Origin of the sequence: Bradyrhizobium sp. SZCCHNPS1003, from assembly GCF_032381555.1 — a bacterium.
Lineage (GTDB): Bacteria > Pseudomonadota > Alphaproteobacteria > Rhizobiales > Xanthobacteraceae > Bradyrhizobium.
On the sequence record NZ_JAUHIU010000013.1, the window covers coordinates 39,505 to 60,789 of the forward strand.

The 21,285-nt window shown below is 66.3% G+C and carries 19 protein-coding genes, 1 other RNA gene and 1 pseudogene; 5 read left to right on the forward strand and 16 right to left on the reverse strand.

The window, feature by feature from the left end; translation table 11 throughout:
• Positions 1-21 precede the first annotated feature (21 nt).
• The 3 genes from QX126_RS21665 to QX126_RS21675 form a co-directional block, all read right to left on the reverse strand.
• Complete coding sequence (locus QX126_RS21665) at positions 22-1,029, reverse strand: helix-turn-helix domain-containing protein (protein WP_315783555.1); 1,008 nt, start codon at positions 1,027-1,029, stop codon at positions 22-24.
• A 271-nt stretch (positions 1,030-1,300) separates the two neighbouring features.
• Positions 1,301-2,842 carry an outer membrane protein gene (locus QX126_RS21670; RefSeq protein WP_315783557.1) on the reverse strand — a complete coding sequence of 514 codons (1,542 nt, stop codon included), beginning with the start codon at positions 2,840-2,842 and terminating at the stop codon, positions 1,301-1,303.
• A gap of 1,093 nt (positions 2,843-3,935) precedes the next feature.
• The gene (locus QX126_RS21675) at positions 3,936-4,916 is read right to left on the reverse strand and encodes a catalase family peroxidase (RefSeq protein ID WP_315783560.1); all 981 of its coding nucleotides are present in this window, start codon (positions 4,914-4,916) and stop codon (positions 3,936-3,938) included.
• 288 nt (positions 4,917-5,204) lie between these two features.
• On the opposite strand from QX126_RS21675, the gene QX126_RS21680 reads away from it, so the two are divergent.
• Positions 5,205-5,732 carry a ParB N-terminal domain-containing protein gene (locus QX126_RS21680; RefSeq protein ID WP_315775402.1) on the forward strand — a complete coding sequence of 176 codons (528 nt, stop codon included), beginning with the start codon at positions 5,205-5,207 and terminating at the stop codon, positions 5,730-5,732.
• Between the two features lie 193 nt (positions 5,733-5,925).
• Here QX126_RS21680 and ybgC read toward each other — a convergent pair whose 3' ends face one another.
• From ybgC to QX126_RS21715, 7 genes are all read right to left on the reverse strand, one after another.
• On the reverse strand, positions 5,926-6,375 hold the full coding sequence (gene ybgC / locus QX126_RS21685; protein ID WP_315734369.1) for a tol-pal system-associated acyl-CoA thioesterase: 450 nt from the start codon (positions 6,373-6,375) through the stop codon (positions 5,926-5,928).
• Positions 6,376-6,455: 80 nt separating this feature from the next.
• A complete protein-coding gene (locus tag QX126_RS21690) occupies positions 6,456-7,376 on the reverse strand; it encodes a metallophosphoesterase (protein WP_315783562.1) in 921 nt (306 codons plus the stop codon).
• 83 nt (positions 7,377-7,459) lie between these two features.
• On the reverse strand, positions 7,460-8,506 hold the full coding sequence (gene ruvB, locus QX126_RS21695) for a Holliday junction branch migration DNA helicase RuvB (RefSeq protein ID WP_315753251.1): 1,047 nt from the start codon (positions 8,504-8,506) through the stop codon (positions 7,460-7,462).
• Positions 8,503-8,922: a cytidine deaminase gene (locus QX126_RS21700; protein ID WP_315734375.1), complete on the reverse strand. Its 420-nt coding sequence runs from the start codon at positions 8,920-8,922 to the stop codon at positions 8,503-8,505. The genes ruvB and QX126_RS21700 overlap by 4 nt, the downstream gene beginning before the upstream one ends.
• A gap of 46 nt (positions 8,923-8,968) precedes the next feature.
• Positions 8,969-9,586, reverse strand: a complete 618-nt coding sequence (gene ruvA / locus QX126_RS21705; RefSeq protein WP_315783564.1) for a Holliday junction branch migration protein RuvA — start codon at positions 9,584-9,586, stop codon at positions 8,969-8,971.
• Positions 9,583-10,110 carry a crossover junction endodeoxyribonuclease RuvC gene (gene ruvC, locus QX126_RS21710; RefSeq protein WP_315775405.1) on the reverse strand — a complete coding sequence of 176 codons (528 nt, stop codon included), beginning with the start codon at positions 10,108-10,110 and terminating at the stop codon, positions 9,583-9,585. The genes ruvA and ruvC overlap by 4 nt, the downstream gene beginning before the upstream one ends.
• Before the next feature lie 73 nt (positions 10,111-10,183).
• A complete protein-coding gene (locus QX126_RS21715) occupies positions 10,184-10,930 on the reverse strand; it encodes a YebC/PmpR family DNA-binding transcriptional regulator (protein WP_315734381.1) in 747 nt (248 codons plus the stop codon).
• A 218-nt stretch (positions 10,931-11,148) separates the two neighbouring features.
• Between QX126_RS21715 and QX126_RS21720 the strand changes: the two genes are divergently transcribed.
• Both QX126_RS21720 and QX126_RS21725 read left to right on the forward strand, forming a co-directional pair.
• Entirely contained in the window at positions 11,149-12,897 is a 1,749-nt protein-coding gene (locus tag QX126_RS21720) for a methyl-accepting chemotaxis protein (protein WP_315783566.1), read from the forward strand.
• A 45-nt stretch (positions 12,898-12,942) separates the two neighbouring features.
• Positions 12,943-14,373 carry a methyl-accepting chemotaxis protein gene (locus QX126_RS21725; RefSeq protein WP_315783568.1) on the forward strand — a complete coding sequence of 477 codons (1,431 nt, stop codon included), beginning with the start codon at positions 12,943-12,945 and terminating at the stop codon, positions 14,371-14,373.
• 9 nt (positions 14,374-14,382) lie between these two features.
• Here the strand turns inward: QX126_RS21725 and QX126_RS21730 are convergent, their stop codons facing one another.
• The 5 genes from QX126_RS21730 to QX126_RS21750 form a co-directional block, all read right to left on the reverse strand.
• Positions 14,383-15,207, reverse strand: a complete 825-nt coding sequence (locus tag QX126_RS21730; RefSeq protein WP_315734388.1) for a TIGR00282 family metallophosphoesterase — start codon at positions 15,205-15,207, stop codon at positions 14,383-14,385.
• Position 15,208: 1 nt separating this feature from the next.
• The gene (locus QX126_RS21735; protein WP_315783756.1) at positions 15,209-15,790 is read right to left on the reverse strand and encodes a 5-formyltetrahydrofolate cyclo-ligase; all 582 of its coding nucleotides are present in this window, start codon (positions 15,788-15,790) and stop codon (positions 15,209-15,211) included.
• A gap of 107 nt (positions 15,791-15,897) precedes the next feature.
• Positions 15,898-16,059, reverse strand: a non-coding RNA gene (gene ssrS, locus QX126_RS21740) — 6S RNA.
• 318 nt (positions 16,060-16,377) lie between these two features.
• Positions 16,378-16,728, reverse strand: a complete 351-nt coding sequence (locus tag QX126_RS21745) for a hypothetical protein (RefSeq protein WP_315783570.1) — start codon at positions 16,726-16,728, stop codon at positions 16,378-16,380.
• A gap of 9 nt (positions 16,729-16,737) precedes the next feature.
• A complete protein-coding gene (locus QX126_RS21750; RefSeq protein WP_315783572.1) occupies positions 16,738-18,426 on the reverse strand; it encodes an IS1182 family transposase in 1,689 nt (562 codons plus the stop codon).
• 317 nt (positions 18,427-18,743) lie between these two features.
• Here QX126_RS21750 and QX126_RS21755 point away from each other — a divergent pair, with 317 nt between their 5' ends.
• Positions 18,744-19,199, forward strand: coding sequence for a DsrE family protein (locus QX126_RS21755; RefSeq protein ID WP_315775409.1), 456 nt, complete (start codon positions 18,744-18,746; stop codon positions 19,197-19,199).
• A gap of 117 nt (positions 19,200-19,316) precedes the next feature.
• Complete coding sequence (locus QX126_RS21760; protein WP_315734392.1) at positions 19,317-20,567, forward strand: TAXI family TRAP transporter solute-binding subunit; 1,251 nt, start codon at positions 19,317-19,319, stop codon at positions 20,565-20,567.
• Between the two features lie 74 nt (positions 20,568-20,641).
• On the opposite strand, the pseudogene QX126_RS21765 reads toward QX126_RS21760, so the two are convergent.
• A pseudogene (locus QX126_RS21765) lies at positions 20,642-21,282 on the reverse strand (glutathione S-transferase family protein).
• Between the last annotated feature and the right edge of the window lie 3 nt (positions 21,283-21,285).

Below are 21,285 nucleotides of genomic sequence, written 5' to 3' on the forward strand. Positions count from 1 at the left end.
GATTCGACAGCCGCGGCGCGTTCACCGCTCGAGCCCGAGCCGCTTCATCTTCCGGTGCAGGGTGGCGCGCGACATGTCGAGCTCCTTCGCCGCCTTCGAGACGTTGCCGCCGGCGCGCGCCAGCGCGCGCTTCAGAACGGCACGCTCGGCGGCGTCAATGTCGTCGCCCCCGGTGGTTGCATCCTTGATCAGGTCGCCGGCCGGCACCGGACGCGCCAGCGCGGACGGAGAGAGGTTGAGCGCACGGCGCGCCGCCCGTGTGGCACCGACGACGAGGTCGTTGCGATCGACCGCCAGCAATGAGTTGATCTCGCGCTCGCTGTCCGGCGTGAGCACGATGCGGGCGTGCGGAAAGGCCTGGCGGAAATTCTCCGCCTCGATCAGGCGCGCGGCATCCGCGACGGTGGTCGCGATCAGCCGACTGAAACCCTCGGTCAGATCGGCGCGACAGGAGGAGACGTCGAGCGCGGCCTTGAGCTGGCCGTGCTCGTCGAAGATCGGCGCCGTGGTGCAGAACAGCCGCGCGTTGCGTGACAGGTAGTGCTGATCGCGGTCGATGGTCAGCGGCCGCTTCTCGACCAGGCAGGTGCCGATGGCATTGGTGCCCTCGTGCCGCTCGCTCCACACCGCGCCGGTCCACAGGCCCCAGGATTCGAAGGTGGCGTCGTCCCCGCGGGCGCCGCGGCGCTCGAGCACGGTGCCGTCGGCATCGGCGAGCAGCACCGAGCAGCCGACGCCCCCAACCGCCAGGAACAGCCGGTCGAGGCTCGCCTGTGCGATCGCGAGCAGCCGCCCGAGCCGGGCGCGCGCGTCCGCGATCTCGGCTGCCGTCAGGCGGGCTGGCAGCTTCGGCGTGGCGGGATCGAGCGCATGGAGATAGCCGGAGCGGCGCCATGATGCCGCCAGCGCCGAGACCGCCGGCGCACCTCGGTCGGCTCGGCTATCGGCTCTGCCGTCAGCCTTGGCATCCCCCTTGGCCAAGGCCTCCAGGACGCGATCCGAATGGGCATTCCCGGGCGAACGCCCCATGTCCCTCCTCCCGGCTTTCCCCGCGTTGGCACGGCTTAGACTAGCGCAACTACAGCACCGCGGTTTGACCGGCGTCAAGGAACGCTGACCAAGCTGTCATCGGTCACCCACCTGTCGCGTGACAGTAGCCGCCTGAGGGAGGACGTCGGCAAGTTCCTCAGCTCGGTGCGCGCGAGCTGAGCACCAGCCCACAAAACCGAAAAGGCCGCCTGGACGAACCAGGCGGCCTTGCTGTGTTGCGTGACCGGCGGCGTGGCGTCCGCCGCGGGCCTCAGCGGGCGCCGCGCGACAGCATCTCGAAGCGGTAGTTGACACCGATCATCGCCGTGTGGAGCTGGGTCTTCTGGCTGACGACGTTCGGTCCTCCTGTGATCGCGGCGGCGCCCGGCAGCGTGCCGGTCGCGGTGCCGAAATCGGCGTAGTCATATTCGGCGAAGGCCGACCAGTTGCGGGCGAACATCCACTCGACGCCGGCGCCGACCGTCCAGCCGCTGCGGTTGAACGCCACGCTGGCGGATTGTCCGGTGGCGGTGTTGACGACCGAAACGTTGGTCCGCGTCCACGCCGCGCCACCGCGCACATAGGCCAGGATCTCAGGCGTCACCAGATAGCCTGCGCGCACCGTGGCGGTGTAGAGGTTGCTGGTCCGCGTGTTCATCGTCAGCGCCGGCCCCAGCGGACTCGACGCGTTGATGATGCCGAGATCGGCCATCGCCTGGATGCCGACGACGAAGCGGTCCATCTGGTAATCGCAACCGAGCTGCAGGCCGCCGACGACGTCGCTGCCATTGCTGGAGACGGCGGTCGGAATCTGCACGGCCGCGACGGGCAGCGGCGCCACGTTGCCGCCGCCGGTCACCGGCGGCGGGTTCTGCGCCGGCGGATTGCCATTGTTGCCCTGCGGCGGCGGGTTCGGCTGGCCGCCGCCATTGTTCGGGGGTGGATTTTTCGGCGGCCAGCCGGGCTTGTCCGGATGATGCGGCCATCCGCCATGATGGTAGTTGCCGCCGTGCTGCTGCCAATGGTCCTTGTCGGGCTGCTTGTCGCCATAGCCGCCCTTGCCGTCATCATTGTCGTGCGGCTTGCCGCCCCAGCCGTAGCCGCCATGCTTGTCGTCGTTCCGGTCATTCGGCTTCAGCCAGGCGTAGCTGTCACGTTCGCTCTTCAGCGGCTGCTTCGACCAGCCGAAGCCAAGCGGCTTGTCGTAGCCGTCGTCCTTCTTCGCGCCCCAGCCGGTGGCCGGCTTGTCATGATCGTTCTGCTGGTCATGTCGCAGCCAAGTATATTTGTCGGAGTAACCGTTCGAATGGAGCTGCGACCAGCCGCTCGACTTGCCATGGTCGTCGTCGTGAGGCTTGTCGAACCAGCCGCTGCCATATTTGACGTCGTTGTAGTTGTCGTCCTTGGTCTTGGATGGCGCCGACGGCCAGGAAGACTTGTTGTCGCCGCCTTTCGATCCAACCTGCGGCCAATGATGGCCACCGTCGTGATCGGGCTTGTAGGACGGCTTGTCGTGCGGCCAGTCGTGATCCTTGTCGCCATGATACTGCTTGCCGGGCTGCCACCAGCCCTTGTCGTTGCGCTCACAGATCGGGGGCTTGCCCGGCGGCTTATGCGGCGGCGGCTTCCATCCGCCGTTGTTCCCGCCGGGGTTGTTCGGCGGCGGCGGGTTTGGCGCTGGATTTGCGACCACAGGCGGCTTGACCACAGGCGGGTTGTTTGCATTGCCGACCGGCTGCTGCACAGGCTGAACGGGCGCGGCGGCGGCATTGGCGACCTGGGTCCACGTCTGCTGCTGGCGTGACCAGGCCATCCCGGCGTTCGCGCCGGCATGGCAGCCACTCCACCTGTAGGCGAAGACGTCAGGCGGCGGGAGCGGGGGAGGCAGGGCGAGATCAGTCGCCCAGACCGATGTCGTACTTCCTGCGAAAGTAGATAGGCAAAGGCACACGCCAAATACGCGACGCATCGAACTCACAACTCCTGAACACGTGCCGCAACAAACGGCGGCCGCATCAGGAGGGTGAGATTGTGTCGCGAACTGAATTGAAAAATGTCATTCGGAAGGAATGCAGATCGCGACGCCGACGCGATCGAAGTTCAGCTTTGACTGTTGCACGCAAGATGCAGGATTCCGGCGAAAAGAAGCAGCGCGCGACACGATTGCGACAAACAGCGCAATGCGCGATGCCGCCGCGGCTCATGAGTTCATTAGTAGATGAATGTGCGCACCGAACTCACTGGATGCGCAGCGCGTCGACGCCGCGCTCGACGGCATGCTTCCTGATCGCGCGCACCTCGCGATCGTCGGCCTTCGCATCGACAACACGCCCTGATTGCATCACGTCGAACATGGCGGCACATCGGCTGCACGGTCGCCATCGCCTTCGACGCGCCGACGCTCGGCTGTCCACGCGTGTCGACAACCCCTGCTCTTGGTTTCGCCGTTATCGCGCGGCTTGTGCGACGTCATCGATCGGGAGAGAAAGCGGCGAATGCCGTCGCAATCGCGCTGAATGAGGCCGGGCTTCGTCAACGTTGCGGCAACTCATCGGGATCGCGCGCCGCGAAGCATCCATAATTGCGGCCGGTTGTGTCGTGCTCGCTCGCCGGGCTCGAAGGCCCGACCGTATCCATCGATCCGATCCTGCACTCCGCACAGATGCACCCCATTCCCGCTCGTTCTGGATCGCGATCAGGATGGAACGAAGCTAGGTCACGGCCGATCGCGACCGGAAATACGGATTTGAGCTCGCCGCCAAATCGTCCGGTCATCGGCACAAGCGCCGCCCGCAGCGCGCAACATCATGGCTGGGCTCGCCTCAGCCACGACGACAGACTGAGGCCCGTCGGGCGGATCAGCGCAGCCTGATCCGCCGCACCGCGCGTCGCGCGTCACGTCATCATCACGGATTGCGCCGGGAGAACGAGATGGCGTAGGCGCCGTTGCGGATGTCGATCATCGGATCATCCGACGCCTCGACGCCGTCGGTGAGCTGGCCGGGCAGGAACAGCAGCTTCTTCTGCGCCCCGTCGCTGTCTTCGACCGCCTTGTCGATCGTCAGCACGCCGAGCTCGACCAGCTTGCGATCGTCAGGCCACGGCTTGGCCGGATCCTTGGTGTCGTCGCCGGCCGCAGCGAGCTGCGCCTTGAAGCGGAACGTCACCGGCCCCTGCTTCAGCCGCGCCGGCAGCTCGGCCATCAGGAAGTCCGGCGCGCGTTTCGCCGCGTCCTCCTTGTCGATATGCACGACCTTCTCCGGCAGCATCTGCCAGCGCACCGCCTGCTTTTCGCCGGCCTTGTTGACGAGCACGAAGGCGTTGACGCCGAAATAGGCCTCGTCGGCAAGACTGTCCGGCGTCGCGATGGTACCGAGCGCCGCCGGCACCGAGGGATGGCTGGCGATGAACTGCTCGAGCCTGGTCGGCTTGGCCGCGTTCGGTCCAGAGTCCGCGATCGCCAGGAACAAATCGCGCAGCTCCGCGCCGGTCGAGACGGGGAAGAATTTCAGCGAGTTGATCACGAGGTCCATGTCGCTGCCGTCGGCGAGATGAAACTTCACCGCCATGCCATGCGGATTGGCGTCGCCGGAGCCGTCCGGCAGGTTCGGCACGCCGGTGGAGTCCGAGAACCGCACCGTCACGGGAATTTCGCCGCCGCTGAACAGCGAAGCCTTGCTCAAGGTCGCCGCCTCGGTCGACGGCTTGAACTTGCCCTCGACCACGACGCCCTTGGCGTGATTGGCGCGAAAGCCGGCGTGCACGCCGAACACCTTGTTCATTGCATTGACGAGCTGCTCCTCGACCGGCGGTTCCTGCGCGAGGGCAGCGGCGGGCAACGCGAGGGCAATCCCGGCCAGCGCGGCAACGAGCGTGCGTGTCGTCATGAGCGGCGTCCTCCTGTATGAGCGGTGCAGCATAGCAGCATGAATTGACGCGCAAGCGACTTTCGTGCGCGACCGATGGGGCGCCCATCACAGTCGCATGATTCACCTTGCCGTCTGACAGGAGACATTCCGCCCCGTCACCCGCTCCTTGCGGCGAGATGGCGAATGTCTCTATTGTAGCCGCGCGTGCCCGGTCTGCCTCCGCTCCGCGCTGCCGTGCGGATCGGGGGATCGTGCCCCCTCCGACCCTGGCGCTGGACGGCGCGCGCCCACGACGGAGTTTCGACTGTGTCCGCACCGGAAAGCTTCCCCATCGACAAGATCCACGTCCCCGACAGGAAGCGCAAGGCGCTGAAGCAGGACGCGGTCGACGCGCTGGCCGAAAGCATTTTGGAGGTCGGCCAGCGCGAGCCGATCCTCGTCCGCCGCGACAAGGACCATTTTGTCCTGATCGAAGGTCTGCACCGCCTCGAAGCCTGCAAGGCCCTCGGCGAAAGCGCCATCATGGGTCTGCTGATCTCCGCCGAGGAAGCCCGCCAGCGCGAGCTGCCACCGCCGCCCGTCGATCCGGAGCGCGAGAAGATGGAGCGGCTGCGCAAGCTGCGGCTGGAGAAGGAGGAAGCGGAGAAGCTCGCCACGGCGCCGAGAGGCGTCCCGGGCGCCCATGCCGCGACGCATCCGCGCGGGCCGACGGAGACGACGAACCGGAGCAACAGGACTGCCACCGCGAAACCATCGCGCCCCGGACAGGGATCGACGCCCCGAACCCTGTCGGATTGGATCAAGCAACAAGAGCGCAGCGGCGGGCGATACTGACGGTTTCGACGCGCGATTGCCCCCGGCCAAGGTTTGATTGAGCGGCAGTCCGTAGGGCGGATCAGCGCAGCGTGATCCGCCGCCACGCGCCGCATCCGCTGCGCAAATGGCGTGACCGACTGGACGGCGGCGAGGTCGCGATCGCTGGCGGGCACATCTTCATCCCTCCACTCGTCCGGCCGTCAGCACCAGTTTATGCGAGGTCCGCCTTCATCAGGTCGCGCAGCGCTCTCGGTATCGGCTGCGCCCTGCCGCCGCTGATGAACGCGACTCTCACGTCGGCCTTGACGAGCACCTCCTCGCCGCGCCTGACCTCCTGCGCCAGCGTGATCGACGCGCCCTTCACCGCCACGGGCCAGGTGACGACGTCGAGCACGTCGTCCATGCGCGCCGGCCGCAGGAAGTCGAGCGTCATCGAACGCACGACGAAAGCGAAGCCCGGCATCTCGCTTTCTGCCTCTGCGAACAGCGCGTGCTGCTCGGCGCCCATCAGCCGCAGATGATTGGTGCGGCCACGCTCCATGAAGCGGAGGTAGTTGGCGTGATAGACGATTCCGGAGAAATCCGTGTCCTCGTAGTAGACCCGCACCTGCATGTGGTGGCGGCCGTCGCGGATCTCGCCGTCGAGATGTTGGTGGGTCAAGGGAAGCCCTCGATCGTCGGAAATGGCGATCGTTTCGCCCAGTTCAACGGCCAGCGCAAGAGCAGGCTAGCAAGAGCAGGCTACGACGTCACCTCCACAGGTTCCCCGCCGACGGTGACCAGCACGATCTCCGGCGGCATGCCGATCCGGACTGGCATGATGCTGCAGCCGAGGCCGCCGGAAACGATCACGTCGCATTGGGTGCGGATGTGGCCGTAGGCCAGATTGACGCCATTGCGCGCGGGAACGGCCGGCGACCAGCCGAGCACGCGAACCTGCCCGCCATGCGTATGCCCGGAGAGCTGCAGCGCCACCCGCGACGGCACCCGGAGCGCAACGTCGGGCTCATGCGCCAGCAGGATCACCGGCGCGCTGTCCGTCACCTTGCGCAGTGTGCTCGCGAGATCATCGATGCCGATCCGCGGCACGGACCGGAAGCGCCTGGCCGGCATGTAGGCCAGCTGATCGCCGAGGCCGGCGAGCCAGAAGGCATGACCATTCTTGCTGAGCCGCACCACATCGTTCTCATAGACGGGAATGCCGGCGGCCTCGAGCGCCTTCTGGGCATACGGCGCGCCGCGGCCATCGCGCTGCACGGTTCGATCATCCCAGTAATCATGATTGCCCAGGATGGCGTGCACGCCCAGCGGCGCCTTGAGGCCGCCGAGCACCGGCGCCCACTCCGAAGCGTCGATGCGTCCGATGTGATGCCGATGACCAGCGACATAGTCGCCGAGCAGAACGATCAGATCCGGCTGCAGCGCGTTGGTCCGCTGGACGATCCCGTCGATATGCGCCAGCGACATCCAGGGATCGCAAGCGTGGATGTCGGCGATCGCCGCGATCTTCAGTCTTAGCCCAGCCGGCCAGTTGCGTGGATGGATGTGATAGTCGGTGACGCCCAGGCGGAGCGGCTCGACGCCGACGCCATAGGTCGCGGTCGAAAAACCGGTCGCGGCAAGACCGCCGGAGAATGACAGAAAACGACGGCGTGACAGCATGGACGAACTCCTCGCACGCAATCCTTTTCTTCGATCATTGCAACCGATTTCGGGTGCGTCCGTGCAGATTGTCAGCAGCTTCGTTAAGCATCGTCCTCACTGCCGAACAGGCCGAACTGGCTGGGATCGCGGTTCGGCTCGGCCATGCCGAGATGCCGGAACGCATGCGAGGTCAACAGCCGGCCGCGCGGCGTGCGCTGCAGATAGCCGCACTGGATCAGATAGGGCTCGATGATGTCCTCGATCGCGTCGCGCGGCTCCGACAGCGCCGCCGCCATGGTCTCGACGCCGACCGGCCCACCGCCGTAGTTCAGGGCGATGGTCGAGAGATAGCGCCGGTCCATTGCATCGAGCCCGGCGGCATCGACCTCCAGCGCGCTCAAGGCATGATCAGCGATGGCGCGATCGATCGCGCTGGCGTTCGCCGCCGAGGCGAAGTCACGCACCCGGCGCAAGAGCCGGCCGGCGATGCGCGGGGTACCGCGGGCGCGGCGCGCGATCTCGTTGGCGCCGTCGGCGGTCATGCCAACGCCGAGCACGCGGGCACCGCGCGTCACGATGCCCTCCAGCTCCTCGACCGTGTAGAAGTTCAGCCGGATCGGGATGCCGAAACGATCACGCAGCGGATTTGTCAGCAGGCCTGCGCGCGTCGTCGCGCCGACCAGCGTGAACTTCGACAAGTCGATCTTCACCGAGCGGGCCGCCGGTCCCTCGCCGATGATGAGGTCGAGCTGAAAATCCTCCATCGCAGGATAGAGCACCTCCTCGACCGCCGGGCTGAGACGATGGATCTCGTCGATGAACAACACGTCGCGCTCTTCGAGGTTCGTCAACAGCGCCGCCAGATCGCCGGCCTTGGCGATGACCGGGCCCGATGTGGCGCGGAAGCCGACGCCGAGCTCGCGCGCGACGATCTGGGCCAAGGTGGTTTTGCCAAGACCAGGAGGACCGACGAACAGCACATGGTCGAGCGCCTCGCCGCGCTTGCGCGCCGCCTCGATGAAGATCGACAGATTGGCACGCGCCTGCTGCTGGCCGACGAACTCGGAGAGCTGCTGCGGACGCAGCGCGGTGTCACCGACATCGTCGGAGCGCCGCTCCGGACTGACCATGCGCGCAGGCGGCTTCATTCGTTGCCGCGCCTGTATTTGTTCGGCAGCAGCTCGCCGATCGTCACCGCCGCAGGCCCCTTACCGTTCGACGGCACGATGACACGCGCCTTGGCATCATAGTCGTGGATCAGCTCGCGGCAGGTGCCGCAGGGCGAGACCACGGCGACCTCGCCCGGCTCACCCGGCTTGGGATGACGCACCGCGACGATGGTCTCGATGCCGTGATCGCCGTGCTCGGTGATGGCGCGGCCGATCGCGATGGCCTCGGCGCAGACGGCGTTGCGGCCGAGATAGGCGTCGATGTTGACGCCGGTGATGATGCGGCCGTCGCGGGTGCGCACGGCCGCGCCGACCTCCTGCCAGTCGTTGCGGTAGCGGCTCTTCACCGCTGACGCCGCCGCCTCGATCAGCTCCTTGTCCTTCTTGCTCACCATGGGGGAAATGATTGTCCTTCTGCTCGCCCGGCCGGGCGACGATAGCCTATTTCGCCAGCTCCTTGAGACCGAGGCGAATGAGTTGCGCGGTCTCGGCCTTGTCGCCGGCCGCGCGAGAGGCGGCCGCGATCGCGGCGGCCGCCTGCGGCTGGCCGTAGCCGAGATTGATGAGCGCGGAGATGGCATCCGCGATGGGTTGCGGTGCGCGCTGCTCCTCGATCGCACCGGACAGCCTGACCACGCCGGGATCGACATCGGCGAAGGCCGGTGCCTTGTCCTTCAGCTCGGTCACGATGCGCTCGGCGACCTTGGGGCCGACGCCCGGCGTGCGCGCCACCGCCGCCTTGTCGCGCAGCGCGATGGCGTTGGCGAGATCGGCCGGCGGCAACGTGCCGAGCACGGCGAGGGCGACCTTGGCGCCGACGCCCTGCACCGTCTGCAAAAGGCGAAACCATTCCCGTTCGACATCCGAGCGAAAACCGAACAGCTTGATCTGGTCCTCGCGCACATAGGTCTCGATCGACAATGTGGCGGCTTCACCCGGCGACGGCAAGGCCTGCAACGTCCGCGCCGAGCAGTGCACCTGATAGCCGACGCCGCCGACGTCGAGGATGACGAAATCCTCAGCGTAGGAATCGATCAGCCCCTTGAGCTTGCCGATCATAGCCCCGCCACCTTCATGCGCAGCGCCTGGCCCTGGCGGTGATGGGCGTGGGTGATGGCGATGGCGAGCGCGTCCGCTGCGTCCGCCGACGGCGGCTCGGCCTTGGGCAGCAGGATCTTCAGCATCACCGCGATCTGGCCCTTGTCGGCATGGCCGGCGCCGACCACGGTCTTCTTGACCTGGTTGGGGGCGTATTCGGCGACCGAAATCCCGAACATGGCCGGCGCCAGCATGGCGATGCCGCGGGCCTGGCCGAGCTTCAGGGTCGCAACACCATCCTTGTTGACGAAGGTCTGCTCGACCGCGGCTTCCATCGGGGCAAAGCGGCCGAGCACGGCCGAAAGCCCCTCATGGATCGCCAGCAGCCGGCTCGCCAGCGGCAGGTCGTCGGGCGGCTCCACCGAGCCGCAACCGACATAGATCAGCCGGTTGCCCTCGCTCTCGATCACCCCCCAGCCGGTGCGGCGGAGGCCGGGATCGATCCCAATGATACGGACGGCTGCGCGAATCGGCTGGGCTTTCATGGGATAGAGATAGCCTTGCGCCACACCGATGGAAACATAAACGGAACGGACGAACGACGTGGTCAAGCGTCCGTCAACCGCCCATCTTCGCCATCAGCGCGTCCGAGATCTCGAAATTGGCATAGACGTTCTGGACGTCGTCGTGCTCGTTCAGCAGATCCATCAGCTTCAGCAGCTTCTCGGCGGTCTCGTCGTCGACCGCCACGGTGTTCTGCGGCTTCCAGGTCAGCGCCGCCTTGCGCGGCTCGCCGAACTTGGCCTCGAGATTCTTGGCGACCTCGCGCAGGCTCTCCGGCGAGGCATAGATCTCGTGCCCCCCCTCGCCCGAGATCACGTCGTCGGCGCCAGCCTCGATGGCGGCGTCCAGCACCGCGTCATCCGAGGCGACGCTGCGGTCGTATTCGATGATGCCGACGCGGTCGAACATGAACGACACCGAGCCGGTCTCGCCGAGATTGCCGCCGGATTTGGTGAAGTAGGAGCGGATGTCGGAGGCGGCGCGGTTGCGGTTGTCGGTGAGCGCCTCGACGATGACGGCGACGCCGCCCGGGCCATAGCCCTCGTAGCGGATCTCGTCGTAATTGTCGCCCTCGCCGCCGAGCGCCTTCTTGATGGCGCGCTCGATGTTGTCCTTGGGCATGTTCTCGGCCCGGGCGGCGACCACGGCGGCCCGCAGCCGCGGGTTCATCGCCGGGTCCGGCGTGCCGAGCTTGGCGGCGACGGTGATTTCGCGCGCCAGCTTGCCGAACAGCTTGGACTTCATCGCATCCTGCCGGCCCTTGCGATGCATGATGTTCTTGAATTGGGAATGGCCGGCCATGCGAGGTCTCTTGAAATCGTAGGGATCAGGTGGGGGAAGCGCGGCCTTATAGGCCGGGAATCGTCAAAATCAAAGATTTGAGGTGGATTCAGGGTGGCCGCCCCCTTCGAAGAGCCGGTTGGCTGCCCTGCACCATAAGCCAAATGTTAACCACGGCTTCACAGTCAAGTGCAACGATGCCGCCCCTCTGCACCTTTTCACCGCACCGGGGCCGCCCCATGGCGTTTGGTTTCCTTGCAAGACGACCCTCTGCGCCCGATCCGGTGGCTGAACCGAAACCGGTGGCCGCGCCGGAGCCGCCGGCGTCGTCGGATGCCGATTCGGCCAAGGCCATCCTCGACCTGCTGGAGCTGGAACTCGGCGGCATGATTCGCCAGCTCGAGCGCGCCGCCGATGCGGTCGCCAGCGGCGCCGAGGCGACGGCGGGGACGCTGACGGACATTCGCCAGCGCGCCGATTCGCTGAGCGGCCGCAGCAGCGCCGCGCAAGGAACGGCGGCGACGTTCGCCCACGCCGCAGAGAAGGTGACCCAGTCCGCCCACGGTATCCGTGCCCAGGTCCAGGACGGCGGCCAGCTCGCCGACCAGGCCAGCGCCGCCGCCACGGAAGCTCGGGCCAACGTCGACCGCCTGCGCGAATCCTCGGCGGCGATCGGCAACGTCGTCAACCTGATCTCCCAGATCGCGCGCCAGACCACCCTGCTCGCGCTCAACTCGACCATCGAGGCCGCCCGCGCCGGCGACGCCGGCCGCGGCTTCGCGGTGGTGGCGACCGAGGTCAAGGCGCTTGCCGTCCAGACCCAGAACGCGACCGAGGAGATCACCCGCAAGATCGAGGCACTGCAGAAGGACGCCGCCGGCTCGGCCGACGCCGTCCACCGCATCGCCCAGGCGATCGAGGCGATCCGCCCGGTCTTCACCAACGTCAACGGCGCCGTCGCCGAGCAGAACCAGACCACCGGCGCGATATCGAACAATGCGGCGCAGGCCTCGCAGTTCATATCCTCGGTGGTCGACAGCGCCGCCGACATCAGCAGCGCCACCCAGCAGGCCGAGAGCTATGGCGAGCGCGTCACGAACGCCGGGCGCGCCGTAACCATGTACGCCCAGAAGCTGAAGGCGCGCTGTGCCGTGCTGCTGCGCCAGGGCGATCGGCCCGTGCGCAGCGGCAGCGAGCGCCTGCCTTGCCATCTCAAGCTCGAGATCAAATCCGGCGCCCGCACGATCACGGCCGCGGTCTACGAGATTGCCAACGACGGCGTGCTGATCACCGGCCCCGACGCGAGCCGTCTCGCCGTGAACGAGGGGTTCGACGCCGTGCTGGAGGACGTCGGCCCGTGCCGCCTGCGCGTCACCGAGCAGGTGAAGGCCGGCGCCCAGGCGCGGTTCGATGCGCCCAATGCCGAGCTGCGCGAGAAGATCGAGGACAAGCTCTGGGCGCTGCACGAGGAGAACAACGAGTTCGTCACCCGCGCCATGGAAGCCGGCACCGAGCTGAACCGGAGGTTCGAAAGCGCTGTCGCACGCGGCGAGATCACGCTCGAGGACATGTTCGATACCAACTATGTCGAGATCCCCGGCACCAATCCGCAGCAGCACCGCAGCCGGATTCTCGACTGGGCCGAGCGCGTGCTGCCTTCGTTCCAGGAGGCCTTCCTCGCCAAGGACCAGCGCATGGCGTTCTGCGTCGCGATCGATCGCAACGGCTATCTGCCGGTGCACAACCGGATCTATTCGCATCCGCAGCGGCCGGGCGACGCAGCCTTCAACACCGCCAACAGCCGCAACCGCCGCATCTTCAACGATCCGGCCGGGCTCGCCGCGGGCCGCAACCAGCGGCCCTATCTGATCCAGAGCTACGCGCGCGACATGGGCAATGGCAATACCGTCATGATGCGCGAAATCGACGTGCCGATCCGGGTCCGCGGCCGGCACTGGGGCGGCTTCCGCACCGCCTACAAATTGTGAGTCGAGCGGTGATTTTCTGATCCTTTCAAGCCCTGGAGCCTGGACATGTCGGTCGCGCAACGCGCCATTCTGGAAAGTCACGACGCGCGCACCGGCGCCGAGCGGCTGATCGACGAGATCGCCGACCGCATCGGCGGCCTCGGCGTCGAGCTTGCCGACGTCGCCGGCAACGTCCAGGAGGTCGCCGCCCGCGTCAGCTACCAGTCGCAGCGGTTCGGGCATCTGCAGGCCACCGCCAAGACCATGGTCGCAGCCAATCACGACATCGCCACCGCCTCGCAGGCGGTGCAATCGGCCACGACCGCCGCAGTGGGCGACATCGCCCAGTCGCGCAACGTGGTCGACACCGCGGTCCGGCACATCGCCGAACTGGTCGACTCCGTGGAGCGGATCGAGCAGCGGCTCGGCTCGGTCGGCGATGCGCTGTCGCAGGTCGCCAAGGTCTCGGTCGCGATCGAGGCGATCGCCAAGCAGACCAACCTGCTGGCGCTGAACGCCACCATCGAGGCGGCCCGTGCCGGCAGCGCCGGCCGGGGCTTCGCTGTCGTCGCCAGCGAGGTGAAGTCGCTCGCCGAGGCGACTCGCCAGGCCACGCAGCAGATCGGCGACACCCTGCGCGGGCTCGACTCGCAGGTGAAGAGCCTGCTCGGCGAGAGCGGCCAGGCCTCGTCGCGCGCCAAGACGGCGGGTGAAGGCGCCCAGCAGATCGGCGGCATCATCGTCCGCGTCCAGGACGGCTTCACCAGCGTCGGCCAGGAGATCGACGGCGTGGCGAAGGCCGCGACCTCCAACCTCGCGCATTGCGACACGGTCATCACCGAGCTCAACGAGCTCGCCAAGGGCGTCGACCAGTCCTCGGTCGAGCTCAAACAAGCCGACAGCCGGATCGCCAAGCTGCTCGATCATTCCGAGGCGCTGATCGGGCTGATCGCCGAGAGCGGCGTACAGACCACGGACGCGCCGCTGATCAGGACCGTCGTCGACACCGCCCGGCAGATCTCGGCGACCTTCGAGGGGGCGATCGACCGCGGCGAGATCACGCTCGCCGACCTGATGGACGAGAGCTATCGCGAGATCCCCGGCACCAATCCCAAGCAGTACATGACGCGCTACGTCGAGTTCACCGACCGCGTCCTGCCGGCAATCCAGGACCCGATCCAGGGCAGCGACCCGCGCATCGTGTTCTGCGTCGCCTGGGCGCGCGGCGGCTATCTGCCGACGCACAATCCGAACTACCGCAAGCCGCAGGGGCCCGATCCGGTCTGGAACAACGCCAACTGCCGCAACCGCCGGCTGTTCGACGACCGCGCGGTGAAGAAGGTGGCCGCCGCCAGCAACAAGCCGTTTCTGCTCCAGACCTACCGCCGCGACATGGGCGGCGGGCAGTTCGTGCTGATGAAGGACCTGTCCGCGCCGATTGTCATCAAGGGCCGGCATTGGGGCGCGTTCCGGATGGGTTTTCGCCTCAAGGCCTGACGCAGGCTCTCATCCTCCCCAGAACGCCGGCCTCGTCGGCGACAGCCGGCCGCCGATGCGCACCGGCGCGACCTTGATCGCAAGCCCGGTGCCGTTGTCGGTCTCGACCGCCACGCCGCTCAACGTCGCCTCGCCGGAGGCCGGCTCGAAGCGCGCCGACGGGATGCCCGACTGGAAGCGGCGCAGCGGCTCGTCCTTCTGCATGCCGATGATGGAGTCATAATCGCCGGTCATGCCGGCATCGGTCATGTAGGCGGTGCCGCCGGGCAGGATCCGGTGATCGGCCGTCGGCACATGCGTATGGGTGCCGACGACAAGGCTGGCGCGGCCGTCGCAAAAATAGCCCAGGCCCTGCTTCTCGCTGGAGGCCTCGCAATGCACGTCGACCACGATCGCATCCGCCGCCTCTCGCAGCGGACAGGCGCCGAGCTCGCGGCCGACCGCCGCGAACGGATCGTCGAACGGCGTCATGAACACGCGCCCGAGCACGTTGACCACCAGCGCGCGGGCGCCGTTCTTGGCGTCGATCAGCGCGGCGCCACGGCCGGGCGTGCCTGCCGGATAGTTCGCAGGGCGCACCAGGCGCGGCGCGCGCTCGATGAACACCAGTGCCTCGCGCTGATCCCAGGAGTGGTTGCCGAGCGTGACCGCGTCGGCGCCGGCATCGACGAGCTCCTGATAGATCGCCTCGGTGATGCCGAATCCGCCGGCCGCGTTCTCGCCATTGACGATGACGAGATCGAGCGCCCAATCGCGGATCAAGCCTGGAAGGTGGTCCGAGACGGCGCTGCGGCCGGCCCGGCCGACGACGTCGCCGACGAAGAGAATTCGCAACTCAATTGCTCCGGAAATCCAAGGTCTCGCGCTCGGTTAGCACATAATCCAGCGCCGCGTCGTGGGCCAAGGCCGGGATGGCCTCGGTTTCCTGAATGGCGAAGCCGAGGCCGACGCCGATGACGTGATGCATCTTCCGCAGGTGCGAAAAGGTGTAGTCGTAGTAGCCCCCGCCGTAACCGATGCGGTGGCCGGTGCGGTCGAAGGCGGCGAGCGGCACCAGCATCACATCGGGCACCAGCTCGGCGGCTGCCGGCGATGGCTCGGGGATGCCGAGCGACCCGAGCGTCAGCCGGTCGCCCGGCGCGAAGGCGCGGAACGAGAGCGAATGGCCGCGCGCCAGCACGACCGGCAGCGCCAGCCGCGCCCCCTGCCCCGCCAGCTCACGCAGCAACGGCATCGGATCGAGCTCGTTGCGGACCGGCGCATAGCCGGAGACGACCGTGCCGGGCTCGAATGCGAAGGGGAGCCCGCGCGCGGCGATCGCCTGCGCGGCCGCGCTCCGCGTCTCGTCGCTCAACGCGTCGCGCGCGGCAAGGGCTGCGGCTCGGAGCTGCTGCTTGGTGTGCTGAGCGGCCTTCATCGGCATGCGACGTGACCTCCGTGACGGGCGGGCGGACGCGGGCACGCAAACGTTGCAGAAACGCAGCAGGTCGGCAACCGAAGGGGAGAGGAGAGACGGAAAACAAGCGCGAAGCCGCAATCGCCGTTGAAACGCTCGATCCCGGAGTTCCCTACGAAAGTAGGTGGGCACCATATGTCCAGGTCCACAGACCTGGCCAGGGACAGTTCCCTAAAGGATCGATAAGGCCCCGGGGATATGTTGGTTCCGGACGCGCGTCGCAGCCTCGCAGTTGCAATGTAACCATCACGGGATGATTTTGCCAGCGGTGGAAGCGGGTCGAGGCGCGACACGGTTGCCAACATTCGGCGTCGTCGCCCGGCCCGACCGGGCGCGCAGCACGCCGTGACGGCGATGGCGAAATCGAGGGACCGCGGCGCACACTGCGCCGGCGATGACAGCGATGGGGCGGCGGCAACACAACAGAACATGGCATGGGCTCGCGTCCTCGCGACGCGTTGCGTCCGAGCTGTTGATCTCGATCGCCCCCCTCAAGACAGAGGGCACAGGGAAGGCCGGGCGTCGGCTGACGCCCGTGGCCCGCCTGCTCAAAAAAATGCAGGCGGCAGGTACCACAGGTGCAGCCGGAAACACCCGGCCTTCCCTGCGCGACGGTTTGAACGGCTGCTTCGCGATCTCCTTGGTGCGCCGGGCTTGTTGGCCACCATGCGCGACAACGCGCTTGCGCGCATTGCGCGGGACACCAGCATCGGGGTGTCAGGACCACGCGACTTGACCGTACGTGCATCGCCGTTCGTCCGCGTGAAGTAGCTCACGCTGCGGCAATTCACGCCCATCGCATCCCACTGCCAACGGTCCGTGACGGTCGCGAAACGCCCCTCATGCGGCAGCAGGACGGGCGGAAAGATCGACCTGATTTGCCCGACGAGGCTGGGCAAGAATCCGAATTAGGGGGGTGAGAGGGCTCGGCGCGGTGCAATTTCGAGCCATGACTGCATCATGGTCCAGAATCGGATCAGGGCAAGCGAAACCGCCTCCCATGCGCCCCTCGCTTCGCCGGAAGTGGCATGTAGAGCTGCAAGAGCCCATTCGGCGATGCGGGCGAGGAAGTCGTCGAAGCCGAGAATGTTGAGGGCGCGGGTGAGATTGTAGCAGAGCGCCATGAGGCTCCATTCCCCGCGAACCTTGTCGAAGCCGCGGACAAGGAAGTGCTGATAGCCGGCGCGGCACTTGAGCGTGCCGAACGGGTGCTCGACGATGGCCGAGCGGCGGCGCATCAATTGGCCGGCCTGTTCGCTCGCCATCCTCTGGCGGTGACGATCCAGCACCTCTTCGTGCTCCCATCGAGAGACGCGGCGGCTTTTTTCCTTCGCAGAGAGACAAGACGCCTTGAGGGGGCAGATGCCGCAAGTCGCCACGGAGGCCAGGTAGCGGCGTTCCATCCTGCCGCTCGTATTCTTCCAGAGCTTCTTTGTTGGATGCAGCGCTTGGTCTGCGGGACACTGGTAGGTGTCGGTCGCGGAATTGTAGGTGAAGTCACCTCGCGTGAAGCGACCGTGCTTCTTGCCATTGCCGTGATGCAGCGGGACATAGGCGGTGACGCCGTCATCCTCGCAAGCCTTGATATCCTCGCTGTTGTAATAGCCAACATCTGCCAGTATCTGCAGCGCCTCGACCTGGAGGCCCTCCTTGGCCGCCTTCGCCATCATATGAAGGTGTCCTGTATCGCTGCGATTGACGACCTCGCTGGCGATGATCAGCTTATGCTTGTCGTCGACGACGCTCTGGACATTGTAGCCTGCGATCGTCTGGTCGCCCTTGCTCAGCAGTCGCGCATCGGAATCGGTCTTCGACACCTGTCCCTTGTCGCCCTTGTCCAGGTTCTCCAGATCGGACTGTGCGCGTTCACGCCTGGCCATCAGCTCCTTGATCTTGTCCCCGACATCGCCGCCATCCTTGTTGCCATCCTTGCCGTCGTCGGGCTGCTTGGCTTCCGCCGCGTCGTTGGTGTCGAGAGACTTGCCGTACGCCTCAATCTCCTCATCGAGCTTGGCGATCTGTTTGGCGAGCTTCCCGCGCGTGAAGATGCTGTCCTTGCTGGCATTGCCGTGGAACAGCGCGCCGTCGACCGCGACCAGGGTCCCGCCGATCAACCCGATCTCCTGCAGCAACAGGACGAAGCTACGGTTCGCCGCCTTCAAGGCAGCCCAGTTCTCCTTGCGGAAGTTCGCAATCGTCCGATAGCCGGGCTTCAGGTTCCTCAACAACCAGATTAGCTCCAGATTGCGGCCGGCTTCACGCTCGAGCCGGCGCGACGATCTGATCTGGTTCAGATAACCATAGAGATAAAGCTTCAGCAGGTCCGCCGGATCGTACGGCGGCTGCCCGACACCCGATCCCCTCCGCTTGGCGTGGCGGAAGCCAAGCTTGGCCAGATCGAGAGCGTTGACGTAGCTGTCAATCGCACGAACCGGATTGTCCGGCCCGACATAATCCTCAATCCGAGGCGGAAGCAGGCTCTTTTGATCGCGGCTCTCGCCGCTCTTGAACGGCCGATTCGTCATGCCCCCAAATCTTACCGTGAACACTGAGTTCTTGCCCAGCCTCGACGTGACAAGCCGCGCAGCCTGCGACATCGTAACGCGACGGGCAGTTTGCGCATGATGGATATGTGCGGATTGCCCGTCATGCAGTTTACGACGTGCATCTGCTCGCGTGCCGCCAGCCCAGCATTCCGCCGTCGTCCCCGACTAGCGCGCCCATCTCTCCGCAGATGCAGTCTTGATTGCTTCGCTGCGCTCGCAATGACGCCGTGGCGATGACGGCGCTCCCGCGGCAGCGCCGTGTCGGCAGCGCATAGTGTCGCCACGATTGGGGCTCATCGGTCGAAGCTGAGGTTGTGGCAGATCATGCCCACATCCCAATGCCGTGTATCGTACATTGGAGTCCTGGCATGCGCTTCGATCTCAAAACTGTCACGGCCGCCTGCGCGCTGCTGATCGCGTCGGCTGCTGCGAGCCTCGCCGCCGACGTCAAGATTCATCGCGTCTCGATCCAGGTCGATCAGAACGATCCGGCGATCATGAATCTGGCGCTGAACAACGCCACCAACATCATGGAGACGTTCAAGGAGAAGGGCGAGGAGGTCGAGATCGAGCTCGTCACCTATGGACCCGGGCTGAACATGCTGCGCGAGGATACCTCGCCGGTGAAGGACCGGCTCAAGCAGATCGCAGAGCTCAGCTTTCCCGCCAAGATCAGGTTCTCCGCCTGCAACATCACCAAACGCGGCATGGAGAAACGCGAAGGACATCCGATTGCGATCGTCGCCGAAGCGAGCCTGGTGCCCTCGGGCGCAGTGAGGCTGATGGAATTGCAGGAGAGCGGCTGGAGCTACCTGAAACCTTAGGTAGTTTTTGCCCCAAAACTGCCAGGTTTAGGGCTCATTGAGATACGATCTTGGATTGATCTGTGTCATCAGTCTGCTCGGGGGAATGGCGAGCAGACGCGATCGGGGACTAGTCACATGCACAGAGTACTCGCCCGGCCAGCGCTGCTGGTGCTGGCAACGCTTTCGGCTGCCTTGCTTACCCCCGTCGGCGCGGTGCGGGCGCAAGAGCAGTCCGCCGCTCCGCTCTCGATCAAGCCTGCGCGCGCGTCCGAACGGCGGGCCGTCCAGCGTCGGGTCTCCGAGACCCGCGCGCCCGAGCCACGGAGCACCTCGGATGAAGCCGCCATCAAGACGCGCATGAACCAATGGACCGTCGGCCTGGCCGCGGGCCTGCCCGACGGCGGCTTCGTGCGCCTCGCCAGCGAGATGGCGCGGACGATGGACGATGGCGACAACATGCGCCTGATCCCGATGGTGACGCGCGGCACCACCTCGAACATCGCCGATCTCCTGTATCTGCGCGGCGTCGACGTCGCCGTCACCTACGCCGATGCGTTCGACTTCTACGCCAAGCAGGCCGGCCTTTCCAACATCAACGACCGCATCCGCTACGTGCTGCGCTTCTTCATCTCCGACGTGCACATCTATGCGCGCGAGGAGTTCAAGTCGCTGCAGGATCTGAAGGGCCAGAAGATCGCGGTTGGAACGGCCGGCGTTGCCGCCGCGCATACGGGGCCGCTGATCTTCCGGCGCCTCGGCATCGACATCGAGCCTGTCGCCATCGGTGGTCCTGTTGCGCTGGAGAAGCTGCACAAGGGCGAGATCGCCGCGATGGTCTATGTCGCCTCCAAGCCCGGCGAGCTGTTCAGCGGCAAGAAGGCGGATCCTGGATTCCACTTCGTGCCGGTGCCGTACACGCAGCAATTCTCGGATTTCTACTATCCGACCAGCATCAAGGCCGACACCTATCCGGGACTGGTCGCACCTGACACCGCCGTGGAAACCATCGCCGTGCCGTCGGTGCTGGCCGTCTACAACTGGAAGCCGGGCAGCGACCGCGCCGACCGCGTCAATCGCTTCGTCGATGCGCTGTTCACCAACCTCGCGCGGCTGCAGCAGCCGCCGTTCCATCCGGGCTGGAAGGATCTCAATCTCGAGGCCCAGGTGCCGGGCTGGCAGCGCTATCCCTATGTCGACGCCGTGCTGGAGCGGATGAAGAACGAGGCCAATGTCGGCCTGCCGCCCGCCGCGACCGGCAGTCTGTCGCAGCAGGAGCGCTTCGAGGCCTTTCTCGAATCGCAGGCCAAGGCGCCGACCTCGAAGGCGGAGAAGGAGGAGCTGTATCGCTCGTTCCTGGACTGGAGCCGCAAGCGGCAGGGGAAGTGAGGCGATCGGGCTTCACAGCGATCGCCTCTACGCCGGATGACGTCATTGCGTGGTGGCACGCGGGCTGAGCGGGATCAGCTCAACAACAACGCCATGCCCGGGTCGCCCTTGGCCATGGCGCGCTGATAGGCCGGGCGGGCGCCGATGCGCGCGAGGTAGGCGCGGATGTTCGGGAACGGCGCGAGGTCGTAGGGCAGGAAGTAGCGCATGGTGGTGAGTGAAAACACCGTCATGATGTCGGCGGCGGTAAGCGCGCCGCCTGCCAGATAGTCCGCCTCGCCGCAGCGCGTCTCGACGGCTGCAAAGGCGCGGTCGAGCCGCCCCCTGATAGCGCCGAGCACGGGATTGTCGTCCGGCAGATTGAGCCGGTTGAGGATCATGAGCCGGCCCATCGCGGCCTGCAGGGTGCCGTTGGCGAAATGAAGCCAATAGAGGAACGGCGCGAATTCGGATCGTCCGGCCCGGGCCGCAACCGACCGTGGCCGTATTTGGCGATGATGTACTCGACGACCGCGCCGGACTCGGCGAGCACCAGCTCGCCGTCGGTGATCACGGGCGCCGCGCCGATCGGATGCAGCGCCTTGTACTCGGGCGGCGCCAGCATCGTCCGGGCGTCGCGCGTGTAGCATTTCAGTTCGTACGAAATTTCCAGCTCCTCGCAGAGCCAGACGATACGTTCGGACTGCGACTTGCCGAGGTGATGAACCGTGAGCATGCG

Excerpts from the sequence above, each read along its gene's own strand:
- QX126_RS21665 (WP_315783555.1), bottom strand. The coding sequence starts at position 1,029 with ATGGGGCGTTCGCCCGGGAATGCCCATTCGGATCGCGTCCTGGAGGCC.
- QX126_RS21670 (WP_315783557.1), bottom strand. The coding sequence starts at position 2,842 with ATGGCCTGGTCACGCCAGCAGCAGACGTGGACCCAGGTCGCCAATGCC.
- QX126_RS21675 (WP_315783560.1), bottom strand. The coding sequence starts at position 4,916 with ATGACGACACGCACGCTCGTTGCCGCGCTGGCCGGGATTGCCCTCGCG.
- QX126_RS21690 (WP_315783562.1), bottom strand. The coding sequence starts at position 7,376 with ATGCTGTCACGCCGTCGTTTTCTGTCATTCTCCGGCGGTCTTGCCGCG.
- ruvB (WP_315753251.1), bottom strand. The coding sequence starts at position 8,506 with ATGAAGCCGCCTGCGCGCATGGTCAGTCCGGAGCGGCGCTCCGACGAT.
- QX126_RS21700 (WP_315734375.1), bottom strand. The coding sequence starts at position 8,922 with ATGGTGAGCAAGAAGGACAAGGAGCTGATCGAGGCGGCGGCGTCAGCG.
- ruvA (WP_315783564.1), bottom strand. The coding sequence starts at position 9,586 with ATGATCGGCAAGCTCAAGGGGCTGATCGATTCCTACGCTGAGGATTTC.
- ruvC (WP_315775405.1), bottom strand. The coding sequence starts at position 10,110 with ATGAAAGCCCAGCCGATTCGCGCAGCCGTCCGTATCATTGGGATCGAT.
- QX126_RS21715 (WP_315734381.1), bottom strand. The coding sequence starts at position 10,930 with ATGGCCGGCCATTCCCAATTCAAGAACATCATGCATCGCAAGGGCCGG.
- QX126_RS21720 (WP_315783566.1), top strand. The coding sequence starts at position 11,149 with ATGGCGTTTGGTTTCCTTGCAAGACGACCCTCTGCGCCCGATCCGGTG.
- QX126_RS21725 (WP_315783568.1), top strand. The coding sequence starts at position 12,943 with ATGTCGGTCGCGCAACGCGCCATTCTGGAAAGTCACGACGCGCGCACC.
- QX126_RS21735 (WP_315783756.1), bottom strand. The coding sequence starts at position 15,790 with ATGAAGGCCGCTCAGCACACCAAGCAGCAGCTCCGAGCCGCAGCCCTT.
- QX126_RS21750 (WP_315783572.1), bottom strand. The coding sequence starts at position 18,426 with ATGTCGCAGGCTGCGCGGCTTGTCACGTCGAGGCTGGGCAAGAACTCA.
- QX126_RS21755 (WP_315775409.1), top strand. The coding sequence starts at position 18,744 with ATGCGCTTCGATCTCAAAACTGTCACGGCCGCCTGCGCGCTGCTGATC.
- QX126_RS21760 (WP_315734392.1), top strand. The coding sequence starts at position 19,317 with ATGCACAGAGTACTCGCCCGGCCAGCGCTGCTGGTGCTGGCAACGCTT.